Here is a 16,570-nt window from a genome sequence, read left to right as displayed (position 1 = left end):
ATACCCGTCTAAATCACCGGTCGCATGGGCGCCAGCGAAGGGTTAAAGTCAAGAGATGGGGGAAGAGTTGCGCGAAATCCAGGTGAATGGGCGACGAGCGCAGCCTCGGCGATGGCTCCGGCCGGTGCTTGATCTTCTTTATCCGCCCTGCTGTGCCGCCTGCGCGGTCCGCACCTCCGATCATTCAGCACTGTGCCCTGCCTGCTGGACGCAGATGCGCTTCATCGAGCGCCCGTACTGCGAGGTGCTGGGCATTCCGTTTTCCTACGATCTGGGGGAGGGGATGCTGAGTGCCGAAGCGATTGCCGCGCCGCCGGTGTTCGACCGCCTGCGCGCCGTTGCCTTGCATGAAGGGCCGGCACGGGCGCTGGTGCATGGCCTGAAATACCGGGACCGGACCGATCTGGCGCCGATGATGGCGGCATGGATGCGGCGTGCCGGCGGTTCTCATCTGGAGCAGTGCGAGGCAATCATTCCGGTGCCGCTTCACTGGACGCGCCTGGTCCTGCGACGTTTCAACCAGGCTGCCGAACTGGCACGTGCCCTGTCGCGCCAGTCGGATCGGCCGCTGGTGGTCGCGGCGCTATCCCGTTCGAAGCGCACGAAGCGGCAGGTGGGACTGACCGCCAAGGCGCGCGAGGCGAACCTCAGGGCAGCCTTCAAGGTGGCGAAGGGCCATGAGAACGAGGTATTCGGCAAGCGTGTGGTGCTGGTCGACGATGTCTATACGACAGGTGCGACGGTCGCCTCCGCAGCCCGTGCGCTGAAGCGTGCAGGCGCCACCGAGGTGACCGTTTTGACCTTTGCAATGGCTTTGCGCCAGCCTATATGACGACCATAGGCAGAGCGCCCGGAATTCCCCGCGGGCCCTCCAGTCCACGGAGAAAATTCATGGCCGACGTTGTTATCTACACCCGCCAGATGTGTGGCTACTGTGCCCGCGCGAAGTCGCTTCTTCAGTCCAAGGGCGTCGATTTTACCGAGCACGATGCCAGCCATTCACAGGAACTGCGCCAGGAAATGATCGGCAAGTCCAATGGCCGGTCGACCTTCCCGCAGATCTTCATTAACGGCACGCATATCGGCGGCTGCGACGATCTTCATGCACTGGACCGTGACGGCCGCCTCGACCCGATGCTTGCTCAGTAATCGACCGAACTCACCGACGGAGTGTGACATGACGTTCAAGGCCGCCGCCATCCAGATGTGTTCGGGCGTCGATCCGCAGCGCAACGCCGATACGATGGCGCGGCTCGTCCGTGATGCGGCGACCCAGGGTGCTGTCTATGTCCAGACGCCGGAAATGACGGGTGCCTTGCAAAAGGACCGGGCCGGCCTGCGGGCCATCCTGCGCGACGAGAGCGCCGACCTGATCGTTGAGCGGGCGGGTGAGCTTGCCCGCGAACTCGGCATCCATGTGCATGTCGGTTCGACGGCCATCGCCCGTCCCGACGGCAAGATCGCCAACCGCGGCTTCCTCTTCTCGCCGACCGGCGAGCGCCTCAGCTCCTACGACAAGATCCACATGTTCGACGTCGATCTCGACAATGGCGAAAGCTGGCGCGAAAGCTCAGCCTACGAGCCGGGATCGCAGGCCCGGGTGGTTGAACTGCCGTTTGCGACGCTCGGCTTTGCGATCTGCTACGACGTGCGCTTCCCGCAGTTGTTCCGGGCCGAAGCGATGGCGGGAGCCGAGGTGCTGACGGTTCCTGCCGCCTTCACCCGCCAGACCGGCGAGGCGCACTGGGAGGTGCTGCTGCGGGCGCGGGCCATCGAGAACGGCGCCTTCGTCATCGCCGCGGCGCAGGCCGGCATTCACGAGGATGGCCGCGAAACCTTCGGTCACTCGATGATCATCGATCCCTGGGGCAAGGTGCTGGCGAGTGCGGCCGGAACGGGCGAGGCTGTCGTGCTTGCGGAGATCGACGTCAGTGCCGTGAAGGCGGCACGCGGCAAGATCCCCAACCTCAAGAATGCGCGTGAGTTCACTCTTGAGCAGTCGGCCGGCAAAGCGGGAGGCGTCGCAGCTTGATCCGATACTCTCTGATCTGCGACAATGCCCATGGCTTCGAAGGCTGGTTTTCGGAGAGCGCCGAGTTCGACCGCCAGGTCGAAAGCGGGTTCCTGACCTGTCCGACCTGCGGCTCAGGCGCGATCTCGAAGACGCTGATGGCGCCGTCCGTCAGCACGGCCCGCACGAAGGAAGCCCGCCAGCAAGTGGTTATGGACGTGGTGCGCCAGGAGGCCATCGCCAAGCTGAAGGAAGCCGTCGCGGCGATCAAGGCGAATGCCGAGGACGTCGGCGAGCGCTTTCCCGAGGAAGCCCGCAAGATCCATTACGGGGAAGCGGATGCGCGCGGCATCGTCGGCCAGGCGAGCCTCGTGGATGTCCAGGAGCTCATCGAGGAAGGCATCGAAGTCGCGCCGCTACCGGTGCTGCCGGACGATACCAACTGAGACGACGGGCTTCATCGCCTCAGCTTCGCCTTTTCACTCAGAACCGCCAGCCGCCCTGAGCTCCGGCCGCTTCGTCAGCATCATGTAGTTGACGTCCATGTCGCGTGATAGGTTCCAGCGATCCTGCAGCACATTGTAGAACACGCCGGTGCGGTGGATAACGTCCAGGCCCCCGGCGACCAGCGGCCGCTCTATTTCTTGCGGCCGCACCAGCTTCTCATAGCTGTGGGTCCCGCGCGGCAGCCAGCGCAACACGTTCTCGGCGGCGAAGATGGCAAGCGCTCCGGCCTTCAGGGTCCGGTTGATGGTGGCGACGAACATCAGCCCGCCCGGCCGGACCATCGAGGCGCATGTGGACATGAACAGGTTGACGTCCGCAACATGCTCGACGACCTCCATGTTGAGGATGACGTCGAAGGTTTCGCCGGCCGCGGCCAGTTGCTCGGCCGGCACCGCCCGGTAGTCGACCGTCACGCCGCTTTCTGCCGCATGGGTTTGCGCGATGCGGACGTTCTTCTCGGAGGGGTCGGCGCCGACCACAGTTGCGCCCATGCGCGCCATCGGCTCGGACAACAGGCCGCCACCGCAGCCGATATCAAGGAAGCGGAGACCCTCGAAGGGCCTGGGACTTCTCGGATCGCGGTCGAAGTTCTCGCACACGCGGTCGCGAATGTAGGAGAGCCTGACCGGGTTGAACTTGTGCAGCGGCTTGAACTTGCCCGTCGGGTTCCACCATTCGGCGGCCATGGCGGAGAATCGGTCCACCTCGCTCTGATCGATGGTGGTCGCGGCGGTATCGCTCATCGGTGCACTCCTTGTCGTCTGTCGAGCCTGAAGTCGTCTTGCTGCCGGCACTTGTCAAGCCTGACGGGCGGTGGCGCCGACGCGTTTGCCGCGCCGGCTTGCGGGTCGACGGCTTTGATCTATATCTCTGAACCTGACTGACGGGAAAGCAGAGCTTTTCCCAAGGTTCAAATTCGTCAAGACATGAAAAGAACAAAATCCCGCTGGCGTTTGACAGCAGAAGGGACGTTGAAACCAAGAACAACGGGTTCCTGAGGAGGACACTTGTGAAACGTCAAATAATGAAGGCTCTGGCGGTCGGCATCCTGCTGGCTCTGCCAACCGTTGCGTCAGCTGCTACCAACGGCGTGGCGACAACGAATGTGAACATGCGCTCGGGTCCGAGCACGTCCTATCCCGCCGTGGTCGTCATCCCGGCCGGTGCACCGATCTCCATCAACGGCTGCCTGAGCAACGTCAACTGGTGCGATGTCACCTTTGCCCGCGGTCGCGGCTGGGTGTCCGGCAACTATATCCAGGCGACCTACCGACAAAACCGCGTGTATGTCGGTCCGCAATACTACCGTCCGCTCGGCATCCCGACGGTTACGTTCGACGTCGACAACTACTGGGGCCGCTACTATCGCGACCGCGACTTCTACCGCGAACGGGATCGCTGGCGTGGTTGGGACTACCGCCGCGTCGATGCACCGCCGCCGCGCTGGGACAATCGCCGCCCGGATCCGGGCTTCGACCGTGATCGCTACCGCGACGACAACCGTTATCGCGACCAGGATCGTTACCGCAACGAAGACCGCTATCGTAATGACGATCGCTACGGCAACGACGACGGCTACCGGGACGAGGAGCGTCGCGATCGGCGGCCTCGCTGGAGCGATGACAACCGCGATGACAATCGGGACAACAGCCGCGACCGCAATCAGCGGCAGCAGGAGCCCGATCGTCGTCAGCAGCAGCAACCTCAGGCACCACAGCCGCAGCCGCAGGCCCAACCTCCGGCACCGCCGCCGCAGGCGGGAGGCGATGATTGCCGGCCGCCGCAGCCCTGCCTGTTCCTGCGCGAACAGCAGCGCAACACGCGAGACTGACATGATCACGAACGCGGCGCTCCGGCGCCGCGTTCTGCCTCCTCCCCAATACCTTGCCCATTGCGCCTCCGCCCCCTTTTCGCTAAGAGGACGCCGCAATGCCTTGGGCTCAGGTCGCAAGGCGACCCGAGTTGGAGCCGCGCCCTGAACCGGGAGCGCGAAAAGGTGGTTTTGTTCGGATATGGCTCGCATTGTCATGAAGTTCGGCGGCACGTCTGTCGCCAATCTCGAACGCATTCATAACGTTGCGCGTCACGTCAAACGGGAGGTGGATGCCGGTCACGAAGTGGCTGTCGTCGTCTCGGCAATGTCCGGCAAGACCAACGAATTGGTCGCCTGGGTGCAGGATACGCCGAAGGTCGCCGGCGGCAACTCGCCGTTCTATGATGCCCGTGAGTATGACGCGATCGTTGCGTCCGGCGAGCAGGTGACCTCCGGTCTCCTCGCTATTGCGCTGCAATCGATGGGCGTCAACGCGCGTTCGTGGCAGGGCTGGCAGATCCCGATCCGCACCGACAACGCACATGGCGCTGCACGCATCCTCGATATCGACGGAAGCGAAATCATTCGCCGCATGGGCGAGGGGCAGGTGGCGGTGGTCGCCGGCTTCCAGGGACTTGGGCCCGACAATCGGATCGCAACACTTGGACGCGGCGGCTCGGATACCTCGGCGGTGGCGATCGCTGCTGCGGTGAAGGCAGATCGCTGCGACATCTACACCGATGTCGACGGTGTCTACACCACAGACCCGCGCATCGTGCCGAAGGCCCGCCGGCTGAAGAAGATCTCGTTCGAGGAGATGCTGGAAATGGCCTCGCTCGGCGCCAAGGTCCTGCAGGTCCGCTCGGTCGAGCTTGCCATGGTGCACAAGGTGCGCACCTTCGTCCGCTCCAGTTTCGAGGATCCCGATGCACCGGGCATGGGCGACCTCATCAATCCGCCCGGTACGTTGATTTGCGACGAGGAAGAGATCGTGGAACAGGAAGTCGTTACCGGCATCGCCTATGCCAAGGATGAAGCGCAGATTTCGCTGCGTCGCGTATCCGATCGCCCGGGCGTCTCCGCCGCCATTTTCGGCCCGCTGGCCGAGGCGCATATCAATGTCGACATGATCGTCCAGAACATTTCCGAGGACGGATCTAAGACCGACATGACCTTCACCGTTCCGTCCGGCGATGTCGACAAGGCGCTGAAGGTGCTGGACGACAACAAGGACCGAATCGGTTTCGACGTGGCGCAGAGCGAACTTGGCCTCTGCAAGGTATCGGTCGTCGGCATCGGCATGCGCAGCCACGCAGGCGTCGCGGCGCTCGCTTTCAAGGCGCTTGCCGAAAAGAGCATCAACATCCGGGCGATCACGACCTCGGAGATCAAGATCTCTGTGCTGATCGACGGCGCCTATTCCGAACTTGCAGTTCGCTCTTTGCATTCTGCCTACGGTCTCGATAAGAGTTGACGTTGAACCGGCGCGTCGCGTCTCCACCTTTGGAGGTGCGCCGTGGCCCGGGTAGATAGACCTGTTTTCGGGAGCACCTATGCCGATGAGAGACCTGTCGGCAGGCCCGCGCGTCCTGCTCAAGCGGCTACGGGAGTTGATGGCGGAACCGCTTGAGCCGCAGGAGCGGCTCGACCGGATCGTGCGGCAGATTGCCAGCAACATGGTGGCGGAGGTCTGCTCCGTCTATGTCCTGCGCTCCGACGGCGTTCTCGAACTCTATGCGACCGAAGGCCTGAACAAGGACGCGGTGCACCTGGCTCAGCTGAAGATGGGGCAGGGCCTCGTCGGTACGATCGCGGCATCGGCGCAGCCGCTCAATCTCTCGGATGCACAGGCTCATCCCGCCTTCCGATATCTCCCCGAGACCGGCGAGGAAATCTACCACTCCTTCCTCGGCGTGCCGATCTTGCGCGCCGGCCGCACTTTGGGCGTGCTCGTCGTCCAGAACAAGGCGCAGCGAAACTACCGCGAAGACGAGGTAGAGGCGCTGGAAACCACCGCAATGGTGATCGCCGAAATGATCGCGACCGGAGAGTTGAAGAAGATTACCCAGCCGGGCCTCGAGCTGGACCTTACCCGCGCGATCAGCATCGATGCCGACGGCTATAGCGAGGGGATCGGGCTGGGCCACGTGGTCCTGCACGAGCCGCGCGTCGTGGTGACCAACCTGCTGAACGAGGATACCGACCGGGAAATCGAGCGTCTCGTCGAGGCGATCGGCAGCCTGCGGCTGTCTATCGACGACATGCTGTCGCGGCGCGAGGTGTCGCAGGAGGGCGAGCATCGCGAAGTGCTCGAGACCTATCGGATGTTTGCCCATGACCAGGGCTGGGTCCGCCGCATGGAAGAGGCGATCCGCAACGGCCTGACGGCCGAAGCGGCGGTCGAGAAGGTGCAGAGCGACACCAAGGCGCGGATGATGCGCCTCACCGATCCTTACCTGCGCGAGCGGATGCACGATTTCGACGATCTTGCGAACCGCCTGCTGCGGCAACTGACCGGCTATTCCGGCCGCGCCTTCGATGATGGCTTCCCGACCGATGCGATCATATTTGCGCGTGCCATGGGGGCTGCCGAACTGCTTGACTATCCGCGCGAGAACCTGCGCGGTCTGGTTCTCGAAGACGGTGCCGTCACCAGCCATGTGGTGATCGTGGCGCGGGCAATGGGGATCCCGGTGATCGGCCAGACGGCCGGCGTCGTGGCGCTCGTCGAAAATGGTGATACCGCGATCATCGATGGCGACGACGGGCAGGTGCACCTGCGGCCGGTGGCCGATCTGGTCAAGGCCTATGAGGAAAAGGTACGCCTGCGTGCCCGCCGCCAGGAACAGTTCCGCGCATTGCGCGACGTTGATTCGGTGACCAAGGACGGTCAGCGGATCAGCCTGATGATCAATGCCGGGCTGATGGTGGACGTGCCGCAGCTTGCCGAATCGGGCGCCGACGGCATCGGCCTTTTCCGCACCGAGCTGCAGTTCATGATCGCCTCGACGATGCCGAAGCTCGAGGAGCAAGAGGCCTTCTATCGCAACGTCCTGCGCCAGGCGGCCGGGCGGCCCGTAACGTTCCGCACGCTCGACATTGGCGGCGACAAGGTCGTCTCCTATTTCCGCAGCCAGGAAGAGGAAAACCCGGCTCTCGGCTGGCGGGCAATCCGCCTGTCGCTCGATCGCCCTGGCCTGCTTCGCATTCAGCTGCGAGCCCTGCTGAGAGCGTCCGCCGGGGCCGAGCTGAAGATGATGCTGCCGATGGTGACGGAGGTGTTCGAGATCCGCGCCGTTCGGGACCTGGTGCAGAAGGAAGTCCAGCATCTGTCGAAGTTCGGCCACCCGTTGCCGCGCAAGCTGCAGTTCGGCGCCATGCTGGAAGTGCCGGCGCTGATGTGGCAGCTGGATGAGTTGATGGCCGAGGTCGACTTCGTGTCGGTCGGCTCCAACGATCTGTTCCAGTTCTCGATGGCCGTCGATCGCGGCAATGCGCGGGTTTCCGACCGGTTCGATATTCTCGGCAAGCCGTTCCTGCGGATCCTGCGCGATATTGTCCGGGCGGCGGAGCGCAACAAGACGTCTCTGACGCTGTGCGGTGAAATGGCAGGGAGACCGTTGTCAGCCATGGCGCTGATCGGCATCGGCTTCCGTTCGGTTTCCATGACGCCGACATCGATCGGCCCCGTGAAGGCGATGCTGCTCGGGCTGGACGCTGGCAGGCTGCAGGACGAGCTGAACCGGGTACTCGACGATCACGTCTCGACGGCATCGGTTCGCGACCTTCTGGTAAGCTTCGCCGACGAGCACCACATTCCCGTCTAGAACAACAACAAACATCTGGAGTGCAGCAGGGTGGCGAAGCTTCCTGTCGAAAAAATGCGTGAACTGGAACGCCGCTTCGGCGAGATCGAGGCGCGCATGTCCGAAGGACCGTCGGCTGACGCCTATGTGAAGCTGGCATCCGAGTATTCCGAACTGCAGCCTGTCGTCGGCAAGATCCGCGAATACGAGAAAGCGGTGGCCGAGGAGGCGGACCTGCGGACGCTGCTGGACGATCGCTCCACCGACCGCGACATGCGAGATCTGGCGGAGGCGGAGCTGCCGGGCGCGCAAGAGCGGATCGAGGCACTGGAAAAGCACATGCAGATCCTTCTCCTGCCGAAGGACGCAGCCGACGAGAAGAGTGCGATCCTCGAAATTCGCGCCGGCACCGGCGGCAACGAGGCTGCTTTGTTCGCAGGCGACCTGTTTCGCATGTACGAGCGCTTTGCATCCACCAAGGGCTGGAAGGTCGAGGTGCTTTCCGCCAGTGAAGGGGAGGCGGGCGGATACCGCGAAATCATCGCAACCGTGACCGGTCGCGGCGTATTCTCCAAGCTCAAGTTCGAATCCGGGGTGCATCGCGTGCAGCGCGTTCCAGATACCGAGACGCAGGGGCGCATCCACACGTCCGCAGCAACCGTCGCGGTTCTGCCGGAGGCGGAAGAAATCGACATCGAGGTCCGCGCCGAGGATATCCGCATCGACACGATGCGATCCTCGGGAGCGGGCGGCCAGCATGTCAACACCACGGACTCCGCGGTGCGCATCACCCACCTTCCGACGGGCCTCGTCGTCACCAGCTCGGAGAAATCGCAGCACCAGAACCGCGCCAAGGCCATGCAGGTCCTGCGTTCGCGCCTCTATGACATGGAGCGCCAGAAGGCCGACAGCGAACGCTCCGCCGACCGCAAGAGCCAGGTGGGATCGGGCGACCGGTCGGAACGCATCCGCACCTACAATTTCCCGCAAGGCCGGGTGACGGACCACCGCATCAACCTGACGCTCTACAAGCTTGACCGAATGATGATCGGCGAGATCGACGAAGTGGTCGACGCGCTGATCTCGGACTATCAGGCAGGACAGTTGGCGCAACTGGGCGGGCCGCGGTGACCGAGACGCTGGCTGCTCTGCTATCGGAGGCCCGGCGTGTTCTCGAGGAGGGCGGATCGATCGATGCCGCCACCGACGCGCGGGTCTTGATCGCCGGTCTGCTGGATCTGAGCGTTGCCGATTTCGTTCTGCACGGCGACCGCGTGGTGCCGCCGGAACAGGTGCAGAGGGTGCGCGAGGCGCTGCAACGGCGGCTGCGTCACGAACCGGTGCACCGGATCCTCGGGCGCCGCGATTTCTTCGGCCTGACGCTGTCTCTGTCTCCGGATACACTGGAGCCGCGGCCGGATAGCGAAGTTCTGGTCGATGCACTGATCCCGATCGCACGCGAGTTGGTCGCAAGAAATGGCGCCGCGCGCCTTCTCGACCTCGGTACCGGCACTGGTGCCATCGCGCTTGCTCTGCTCTCCGAAGTCGAAGGGCTGATGGCGACAGGCACGGATATCGCCCCGGGGGCACTTGAAACGGCTCTGAGGAATGCCGATCTGAATGGTCTGGGCGATCGCTTCGCCTGCGTCGAGAGCCGGTGGTTCGATGCGGTGGAGGGTCGATTTGACATCATCGTGTCGAATCCCCCCTATATTCGCAGTGCTGTCATCCCCGGACTTGATCCGGATGTCAGGGATTTCGATCCAATGCTGGCCTTGGACGGGGGCGCTGACGGGCTCGATGCCTACCGCGCCATAGCACTCGATGCCGAAGCCTTTCTGAACGATCACGGCGTGGTCGCCCTGGAGATCGGATACGACCAGAAACAAGCCGTCACTGACATCTTCGCGGAAAAAGAATACCATTTTCTGACGGCAATAACGGACTACGGCGGCAACGATCGCGGGCTCGTATTTTTTCGAGAAAAGCCTTAGATTTCCTAGTCTTGACAGGCTTTTGCAGGCGCGAAAGAAAAGGCTTGGATTTCCGCGGGAAGCGCGATAGGTTGCGGTCACGCACTAGGCGGCTGGGAATGAACGGAGATTCGTTCGGGTTACGCTCAACCGGTCAGCAGCTTTCCTTGGAAGGCTTCTAGGTTGAACATTACCTAATGCGTGCATCAGTTAAACTGACTTCCACCAGCGGCAGGACGGATGGATCGAGCCTGTCCGCGGCACGTGAAGCTTCGTTGCGGCGTGATGCCGCCTGGCTACGTGGCCCCCTAATCAGCAAATATAGAGAATTCAGGTGAGAAATCGATGAGGCCAGGACAGCAAAATAAGCGTGGTCGGGGGCGTGGCAATAACAACAATAATAGCAACAGCGGCGGCGGTGGCGGTAACAACTTCAACCGCAAGGGCTCAAATCCGCTGACGCGGACGTATGATAGCTCCGGCCCCGATGTGAAGATCCGCGGTACTGCCCAGCACATTGCCGAAAAATACAGCACGCTTGCCCGGGATGCGCAAAGCGCCGGCGACCGCGTGATGGCAGAAAATTACCTTCAGCACGCCGAACACTACAACCGCATCATTGCTGCCGCCCAGGCGCAGATGCAGGAACGCTTCCAGCGCGACGATCGCCAGGATTACAACGACCGCGACGGCGATGGCGACGACTTCGACGGCAATGACGGTGACGACAACAGCATGTCGCAGCCGGTCAGCCATGCACCGCAGCATCAGCCGGCGCCTGTTCGCGCTCCTGCCGCTCCGGTTGCCGCAGACAACAGCGCCGATGACGGCAGCGGTCCGCAGCCGGTGATCGAGGGAACGCCGGCCGAAGTGGCGATGGAAGAGGAAGGTGCTCCGGCCCGCGAGCGCCAGCCGCGCCGCCGCAACGCCAGCAATCGCCCGCGCCGTCCGCGCCGCACCGCTGAAGGCGGCGAAGGCGAGGTGGCATCCGACGATGCGCCAGCAATGGCCGAAGCCTCGTCCGAGTAAGCTTCACGGCAGATCGACATTTGAGACCCCGGCGGACCTTCCGCCGGGGTTTTTCTTTGGCCGATCTTTAAACCGCAAAAATCGCCCACCATATTGCGCTGCAGGTGCTTTACCGCTCACGTGAACGGTGAAGCCGGGCTCGCCTTTGAGGGAGCTCAATCTCAATCATCGGCCTGTGCCTTATAAGGGCAGGTCGATCCATGGAGGTCAGGGAATGAACATCGAGAAATACTCCGAACGGGTCCGCGGCTTCTTGCAGTCCGCGCAGACCCACGCCCTCTCGGAAGGGCACCAGCAATTCACGCCCGAGCACGTGCTGAAAGTGCTTCTGGACGATGACCAGGGCATGGCGTCGTCGCTGATCGAGCGCGCCGGCGGCAGTGCCAAGGAAGCGCGGATCGCCAATGATGCCGCACTTGCCAAGCTGCCGAAGGTGTCCGGCGGCAGTGGCCAGGTCTACCTATCGCAGCCGCTCGCCAAGGTTTTCACGACGGCCGAGGATGCAGCGAAGAAGGCCGGCGACAGTTTCGTCACCGTCGAACGCCTGCTGCTGGCACTTGCCATCGAGACATCCGCTTCCACATCGGCGAGCTTGAAGAAGGCCGGCGTCACCGCCCAAGCGCTCAACCAGGTGATCAACGATATCCGCAAGGGACGCACCGCCGACAGCGCCAATGCCGAAGAAGGCTTCGACGCGCTGAAGAAGTTTGCCCGCGATCTGACGGCGGAAGCCCGTGACGGCAGGCTCGATCCGGTCATCGGCCGCGATGACGAGATCCGCCGCACGATGCAGGTGCTGTCCCGGCGTACCAAGAACAATCCGGTGCTGATCGGCGAACCGGGCGTCGGCAAGACCGCGATCGCCGAAGGGCTGGCGCTGCGCATCATCGAGGGCGACGTTCCGGAAAGCCTGAAGGACAAGAAGCTGATGGCGCTCGACATGGGCGCGCTGATTGCCGGTGCGAAGTATCGCGGAGAGTTCGAGGAGCGCCTGAAGAGCGTCTTGAACGAAGTGCAGTCGGAGAACGGCGAGATCATCCTGTTTATCGACGAGATGCATACGCTGGTCGGTGCCGGCAAGGCGGATGGGGCGATGGACGCCTCCAACCTCCTGAAGCCGGCACTGGCACGCGGCGAGTTGCACTGCGTAGGTGCAACGACGCTCGACGAGTATCGCAAGCACGTGGAAAAGGATCCCGCACTTGCCCGTCGTTTCCAGCCGGTGATGGTTGATGAGCCGACGGTCGAGGATACGATCTCGATCCTGCGCGGCCTCAAGGAAAAATACGAGCAGCATCACAAGGTGCGGATCTCCGATTCGGCACTGGTCTCGGCTGCGACCCTGTCGAACCGCTACATCACCGACCGTTTCCTGCCCGACAAGGCAATCGACCTGATGGACGAGGCCGCCTCGCGGCTGCGGATGCAGGTGGACAGCAAGCCCGAGGAACTCGACGAGCTGGATCGCCGCATCATGCAGCTGAAGATCGAGCGCGAAGCCTTGAAGAAGGAAACCGACAGTGCATCGGCCGATCGTCTCGCCCGGCTCGAGGGCGAGGTGACGTCGCTGGAAGAGCAGGCGGACGCGCTGACGGCGCGCTGGCAGGCGGAAAAGCAGAAGCTCGGCCTCGCCGCCGATCTGAAGCGCCAGCTCGAAGAGGCGCGTAATGAACTGGCGACTGCTCAGCGCAGGGGCGAATTCCAGCGTGCCGGCGAACTGACCTACGGGGTCATCCCGGAGCTGGAGAAGCAGTTGACGGAGGCCGAAGCACAGGACGGCTCGACCACCGCCATGGTCCAGGAAGTCGTGACGCCCGATGCCATCGCCCACGTCGTTTCCCGCTGGACCGGCATCCCGGTCGACAAGATGCTGGAAGGCGAACGCGACAAGCTGCTGCGGATGGAAGACGAGTTGGCGAAGTCGGTCGTCGGCCAGGGCGATGCGGTGCAGGCCGTGTCGCGGGCCGTGCGTCGTTCGCGCGCGGGGCTGCAGGATCCGAACCGGCCGATCGGCTCGTTCATCTTCCTCGGCCCGACCGGCGTCGGTAAGACGGAGCTGACCAAGTCGCTTGCCCGCTTCCTGTTCGACGACGAGACCTCGATGGTGCGGCTCGACATGTCGGAATACATGGAGAAGCATTCGGTCGCGCGGCTGATCGGTGCGCCTCCGGGCTATGTCGGATATGACGAGGGCGGTGCCCTGACGGAAGCCATCCGCCGCAAGCCCTACCAGGTCGTGCTGTTCGACGAAATCGAGAAGGCGCATCCGGACGTGTTCAACGTTCTCCTGCAGGTGCTCGACGACGGGCGGCTGACGGACGGGCAGGGCCGCACGGTCGACTTCAAGAACACGATGATCATCATGACCTCGAATCTTGGGGCGGAATATCTGACCGGGCTTCGCGAGGACGAGGATTCGGAAAGCGTGCGCGAGCAGGTGATGGGCGTGGTGAAAGCCTCGTTCCGTCCGGAATTCCTCAACCGCGTCGACGAGATCATCCTGTTCCACAGGCTGAAGCGCAACGAGATGGGCGCGATCGTCGACATCCAGATGAAGCGGCTGCTCTCGCTGCTGTCCGATCGCAAGATCCGACTCGAACTAGGCGACGATGCACGCGAATGGCTGGCGGACAAGGGTTATGATCCGGTTTACGGCGCGCGGCCGCTGAAGCGGGTGATCCAGAAGTTCCTCCAGGATCCGCTGGCGGAACAGATCCTCGGTGGCACGGCGCCCGACGGCTCGACCGTCAAGGTGTCGGCGGGGTCCGATCGCCTGCTGTTCTACGTCAAGAAGGACGTCGCCGAAGCGGCATGATCAACCAACAAGGGCCATCCTCCGGGGTGGCCCTCTTTCGTTTCCGCGCTGAACTGACCGGTCTGTGAACAGCGCTGGACCAGTGCTCAACTATCGAAAGCTGCGGCCCGGTGACAGGGTCTGCTTCGTCTCGCCCGCGAGTACGCCCGATCGAACGTCCTCTTCCGGCGGGTCCGCCCGCTGCAGGACATCGGATTGAAGGTTGAGTTCGCGCCGCATGCCTTTGGTGAGCACGGCTGGTTTGCCGGAACCGACGAGGCGCGGCTTGATGCGCATTGCCGGACGCTTGTCGTGTCGTTGAGCAGGCTTACTTCGCTGCGACCTGGTTCGACTGGTTGTCCGGCGCAAGCAGGGCGTCGATCCGCTTGCGCTCCTCTTCGAAACGGGCAAGCGCGGTGCCGGTGAGCGACTTGCCGCCCGGCAGGCGGACCTTCATCGCGTCGACCTTCGTGCCGTTGACGATCAATTCGTAGTGCAGATGGGCGCCGGTGGAGGCGCCGGTCGAGCCGACATAGCCGATCACCTGACCTTGGGTGATGCGGGCACCTTCGCGCACGCCCTTGGCGATGGCGCTCTGGTGATTGTAGGAGGTCTCGTAGCCGTTGGGGTGCTTGACGATCGTCTGGTTGCCATAGCCCGAGGCCCAGCCTGAGCGCTCGACGACCCCGTTGCCGGTGGCGATGATCGGCGTGCCGCGCGAGGCGGCCCAGTCGGTACCGGTATGCATGCGCGAGTAACCGAGGATCGGGTGGCGACGCATGCCGAAGCCGGAGGTCATCCGGCCGTTCGGAACCGGGTTGCGCAGCAGGAACTGGCGGATGCTCTTGCCGTCCTGGTCGAAGTAATCGACCGTGTTCTCGTCAAGGTTCTGGTAGCGATAGAAGCGGGTCACCGTGTCGCCGAACCTGGCATTCACGTAGAGAAGTTCGGAATTCGGCCCGGCGGCGCCGTTCTCGTCGGCAGCCGAGAAGAAGGCTTCGATGGAATCCGTCGGCTTGAGCTGCGCCTGGAGATCCACCGTGCTCGCCAGGAGCTTGACGATCAGGCCGGTCATGTCGGTGGTCATTCCATAGGAAAGAGCCGCCCGATAGATCCCGTCATAGATGCTCGGCAGGTCGCGGCCCGGCTGCACGACCGGGCTGTCATCGGAAAAGGCGCTGTTGATCGCATCGAGATGCGCCGGTTCGGCGCCCCGCACGTAGTGCCGGTCGTCGTCGAGCGCTACGGTCGCCTGATGCAGGCCTTTCCGGTAGAGGGAGGCGCGAACGATCGAGACGAGATCGGACTCCTGAATGAGGCCGATCCGCAGGACGTCTCCGGTCTCCAGCGTTTCGCCGCCAATCTCGGCGCCCAGATCCTTGCTGATCTCTCCCGCCTGCTCACTCGGATAGCCGACCGCCGTCATCGCCTCGGCAATCGACTGCGCCCGACGCACCGGAATGACGTCGTCGGCATAGTCGCGGGTTTTTGGCGTCACCGGCTCCGGGGACGATACCGACATGTTCTCTTCGACGATGCGCGCCGACAGCGGAATGCCGACCGACAGATCGTTGTCGTCGCCTTCGAAGCGCTGTGGATCGACATAATAGAGCGAGGCGACCTGTGTCGTTCCGTCGGTCAGCACCGAACCGTTGGTGCGGACATTCTCCTCCACCTCGTCAAGCGACATGCCCGGCGCATAGGCAAGGTCGACGGATTTGGTGGGAAACGCCTGGCTCTGCAGGCTGACCTCGGATTCCACCTGCGAACCGTAGATGACGCCGGGGTTTGGAGCTGCCTCGTCGGCATCACGCTCGCCGGTGGAGAAGATCGTCAAGGGATCGAAGGCCGGGTAGTCGTCCTTCGGCGCCTGATGATAGGCGGCAAGCGTCATCAGGACGTGGGAGAAGGGCTGGCGGCGGACGATCTCCTTGTTGCCCTCCTTCACCAAGGTCGCGACTTCCATCACCTTGCGGCCGGTCGGCTTGGCCACGACCTTGCCGCCCAGGATGCGCTTGCCGCGGCTGACGCCGTCGCTGCTATGCGAGGGGAGGGCGGCGAAGGCTTCGGCGGGAATGGCAAGCTGCTGTCGCCCGTCGAGTGCTGCAAACAGGGCGACGCCCATCAGGATCGACGAGGTGATGCCGGTCAGGAAGGTGCCGGACAGCCAGCGCAGGGAGATCTCGCGGCGATCCGGCGCGCGCCGCCCGTCCGCCAGGATCGGTGCGTCGTTACCCAGCGATGACACCATGGCCTGAGGCGTCGTCATTCCTGTCGTGCCATCCCTGTTTTTGATCGCCGGTCTTGTGGCGGCTTGTCTGAAGATGTGCCCAATACGCGGGCCGAAGTCAAATCAGACGGTGTATCGGCAAGACCTCTCGACCCTTGCCGCACGCACGCTTCTTTAACTCCGGGACTAGTCGCCGATTGTGGAGAACTCGCGGCGACCGGTCCTCATCGGGTCCGAGCCTGTGGAGAGAGGATTTGTGCCCGGCATTCCCGTCGCTTTGAAGGGCGCTTCATGGGTGCCGAATGGCCAAATTCAAAATCGAAAATAAAATCAGCCACTTACGAATTTTCTGAAGTTTTTGCGACGGTGGTTGTTGACGTGTGGGAAGTGTGGATCTATAACCCCGA

General features: G+C 63.2%; 14 protein-coding genes. 11 read left to right on the top strand and 3 right to left on the bottom strand.

Going from position 1 to position 16,570, the window contains the following annotated elements; all coding sequences use genetic code 11:
* Positions 1-55 precede the first annotated feature (55 nt).
* Genes ACR65N_RS18110 through ACR65N_RS18095 form a run of 4 tightly spaced genes read left to right on the top strand, consistent with a single transcriptional unit; the run spans position 56 to position 2,457 of the window.
* A complete protein-coding gene (locus ACR65N_RS18110; protein WP_440458146.1) occupies positions 56-832 on the top strand; it encodes a ComF family protein in 777 nt (258 codons plus the stop codon).
* Between the two features lie 59 nt (positions 833-891).
* Entirely contained in the window at positions 892-1,149 is a 258-nt protein-coding gene (grxC, locus tag ACR65N_RS18105) for a glutaredoxin 3 (RefSeq protein ID WP_430307372.1), read from the top strand.
* A 28-nt stretch (positions 1,150-1,177) separates the two neighbouring features.
* Positions 1,178-2,032, top strand: coding sequence for a carbon-nitrogen hydrolase family protein (locus ACR65N_RS18100; RefSeq protein ID WP_440458145.1), 855 nt, complete (start codon positions 1,178-1,180; stop codon positions 2,030-2,032).
* Complete coding sequence (locus ACR65N_RS18095; protein ID WP_430307370.1) at positions 2,029-2,457, top strand: DUF1178 family protein; 429 nt, start codon at positions 2,029-2,031, stop codon at positions 2,455-2,457. Before ACR65N_RS18100 ends, ACR65N_RS18095 begins: the two co-directional genes overlap by 4 nt.
* 33 nt (positions 2,458-2,490) lie before the next feature.
* On the opposite strand, the gene ubiG is transcribed toward ACR65N_RS18095, so the two are convergent.
* Positions 2,491-3,261: a bifunctional 2-polyprenyl-6-hydroxyphenol methylase/3-demethylubiquinol 3-O-methyltransferase UbiG gene (gene ubiG / locus ACR65N_RS18090; RefSeq protein WP_440458144.1), complete on the bottom strand. Its 771-nt coding sequence runs from the start codon at positions 3,259-3,261 to the stop codon at positions 2,491-2,493.
* 266 nt (positions 3,262-3,527) lie between these two features.
* Here ubiG and ACR65N_RS18085 point away from each other — a divergent pair, with 266 nt between their 5' ends.
* The 7 genes from ACR65N_RS18085 to clpB all read left to right on the top strand — a co-directional run bounded on the left by ACR65N_RS18085 (position 3,528) and on the right by clpB (position 13,954).
* The gene (locus tag ACR65N_RS18085; protein ID WP_440458143.1) at positions 3,528-4,349 is read left to right on the top strand and encodes an SH3 domain-containing protein; all 822 of its coding nucleotides are present in this window, start codon (positions 3,528-3,530) and stop codon (positions 4,347-4,349) included.
* Positions 4,350-4,530: 181 nt separating this feature from the next.
* Positions 4,531-5,805 carry an aspartate kinase gene (locus ACR65N_RS18080; protein ID WP_430307367.1) on the top strand — a complete coding sequence of 425 codons (1,275 nt, stop codon included), beginning with the start codon at positions 4,531-4,533 and terminating at the stop codon, positions 5,803-5,805.
* 85 nt (positions 5,806-5,890) lie between these two features.
* A complete protein-coding gene (gene ptsP / locus ACR65N_RS18075; protein WP_440458383.1) occupies positions 5,891-8,158 on the top strand; it encodes a phosphoenolpyruvate--protein phosphotransferase in 2,268 nt (755 codons plus the stop codon).
* 30 nt (positions 8,159-8,188) lie between these two features.
* Complete coding sequence (prfA, locus tag ACR65N_RS18070) at positions 8,189-9,268, top strand: peptide chain release factor 1 (RefSeq protein ID WP_440458142.1); 1,080 nt, start codon at positions 8,189-8,191, stop codon at positions 9,266-9,268.
* Positions 9,265-10,131 carry a peptide chain release factor N(5)-glutamine methyltransferase gene (gene prmC, locus ACR65N_RS18065; protein WP_440458141.1) on the top strand — a complete coding sequence of 289 codons (867 nt, stop codon included), beginning with the start codon at positions 9,265-9,267 and terminating at the stop codon, positions 10,129-10,131. The genes prfA and prmC overlap by 4 nt, the downstream gene beginning before the upstream one ends.
* 324 nt (positions 10,132-10,455) lie before the next feature.
* On the top strand, positions 10,456-11,139 hold the full coding sequence (locus tag ACR65N_RS18060) for a DUF4167 domain-containing protein (protein ID WP_440458140.1): 684 nt from the start codon (positions 10,456-10,458) through the stop codon (positions 11,137-11,139).
* Between the two features lie 214 nt (positions 11,140-11,353).
* Positions 11,354-13,954, top strand: a complete 2,601-nt coding sequence (gene clpB, locus ACR65N_RS18055) for an ATP-dependent chaperone ClpB (protein WP_440458139.1) — start codon at positions 11,354-11,356, stop codon at positions 13,952-13,954.
* Positions 13,955-14,044: 90 nt separating this feature from the next.
* Here clpB and ACR65N_RS18050 read toward each other — a convergent pair whose 3' ends face one another.
* Both ACR65N_RS18050 and ACR65N_RS18045 read right to left on the bottom strand, forming a co-directional pair.
* Entirely contained in the window at positions 14,045-14,230 is a 186-nt protein-coding gene (locus tag ACR65N_RS18050; protein ID WP_440458138.1) for a hypothetical protein, read from the bottom strand.
* Positions 14,231-14,261: 31 nt separating this feature from the next.
* A complete protein-coding gene (locus ACR65N_RS18045) occupies positions 14,262-16,202 on the bottom strand; it encodes a M23 family metallopeptidase (protein WP_440458137.1) in 1,941 nt (646 codons plus the stop codon).
* Between the last annotated feature and the right edge of the window lie 368 nt (positions 16,203-16,570).

It is taken from the genome of Rhizobium sp. SAFR-030 (assembly GCF_059415005.1).
This window is presented reverse-complemented; position numbering and strand designations above follow the sequence as displayed.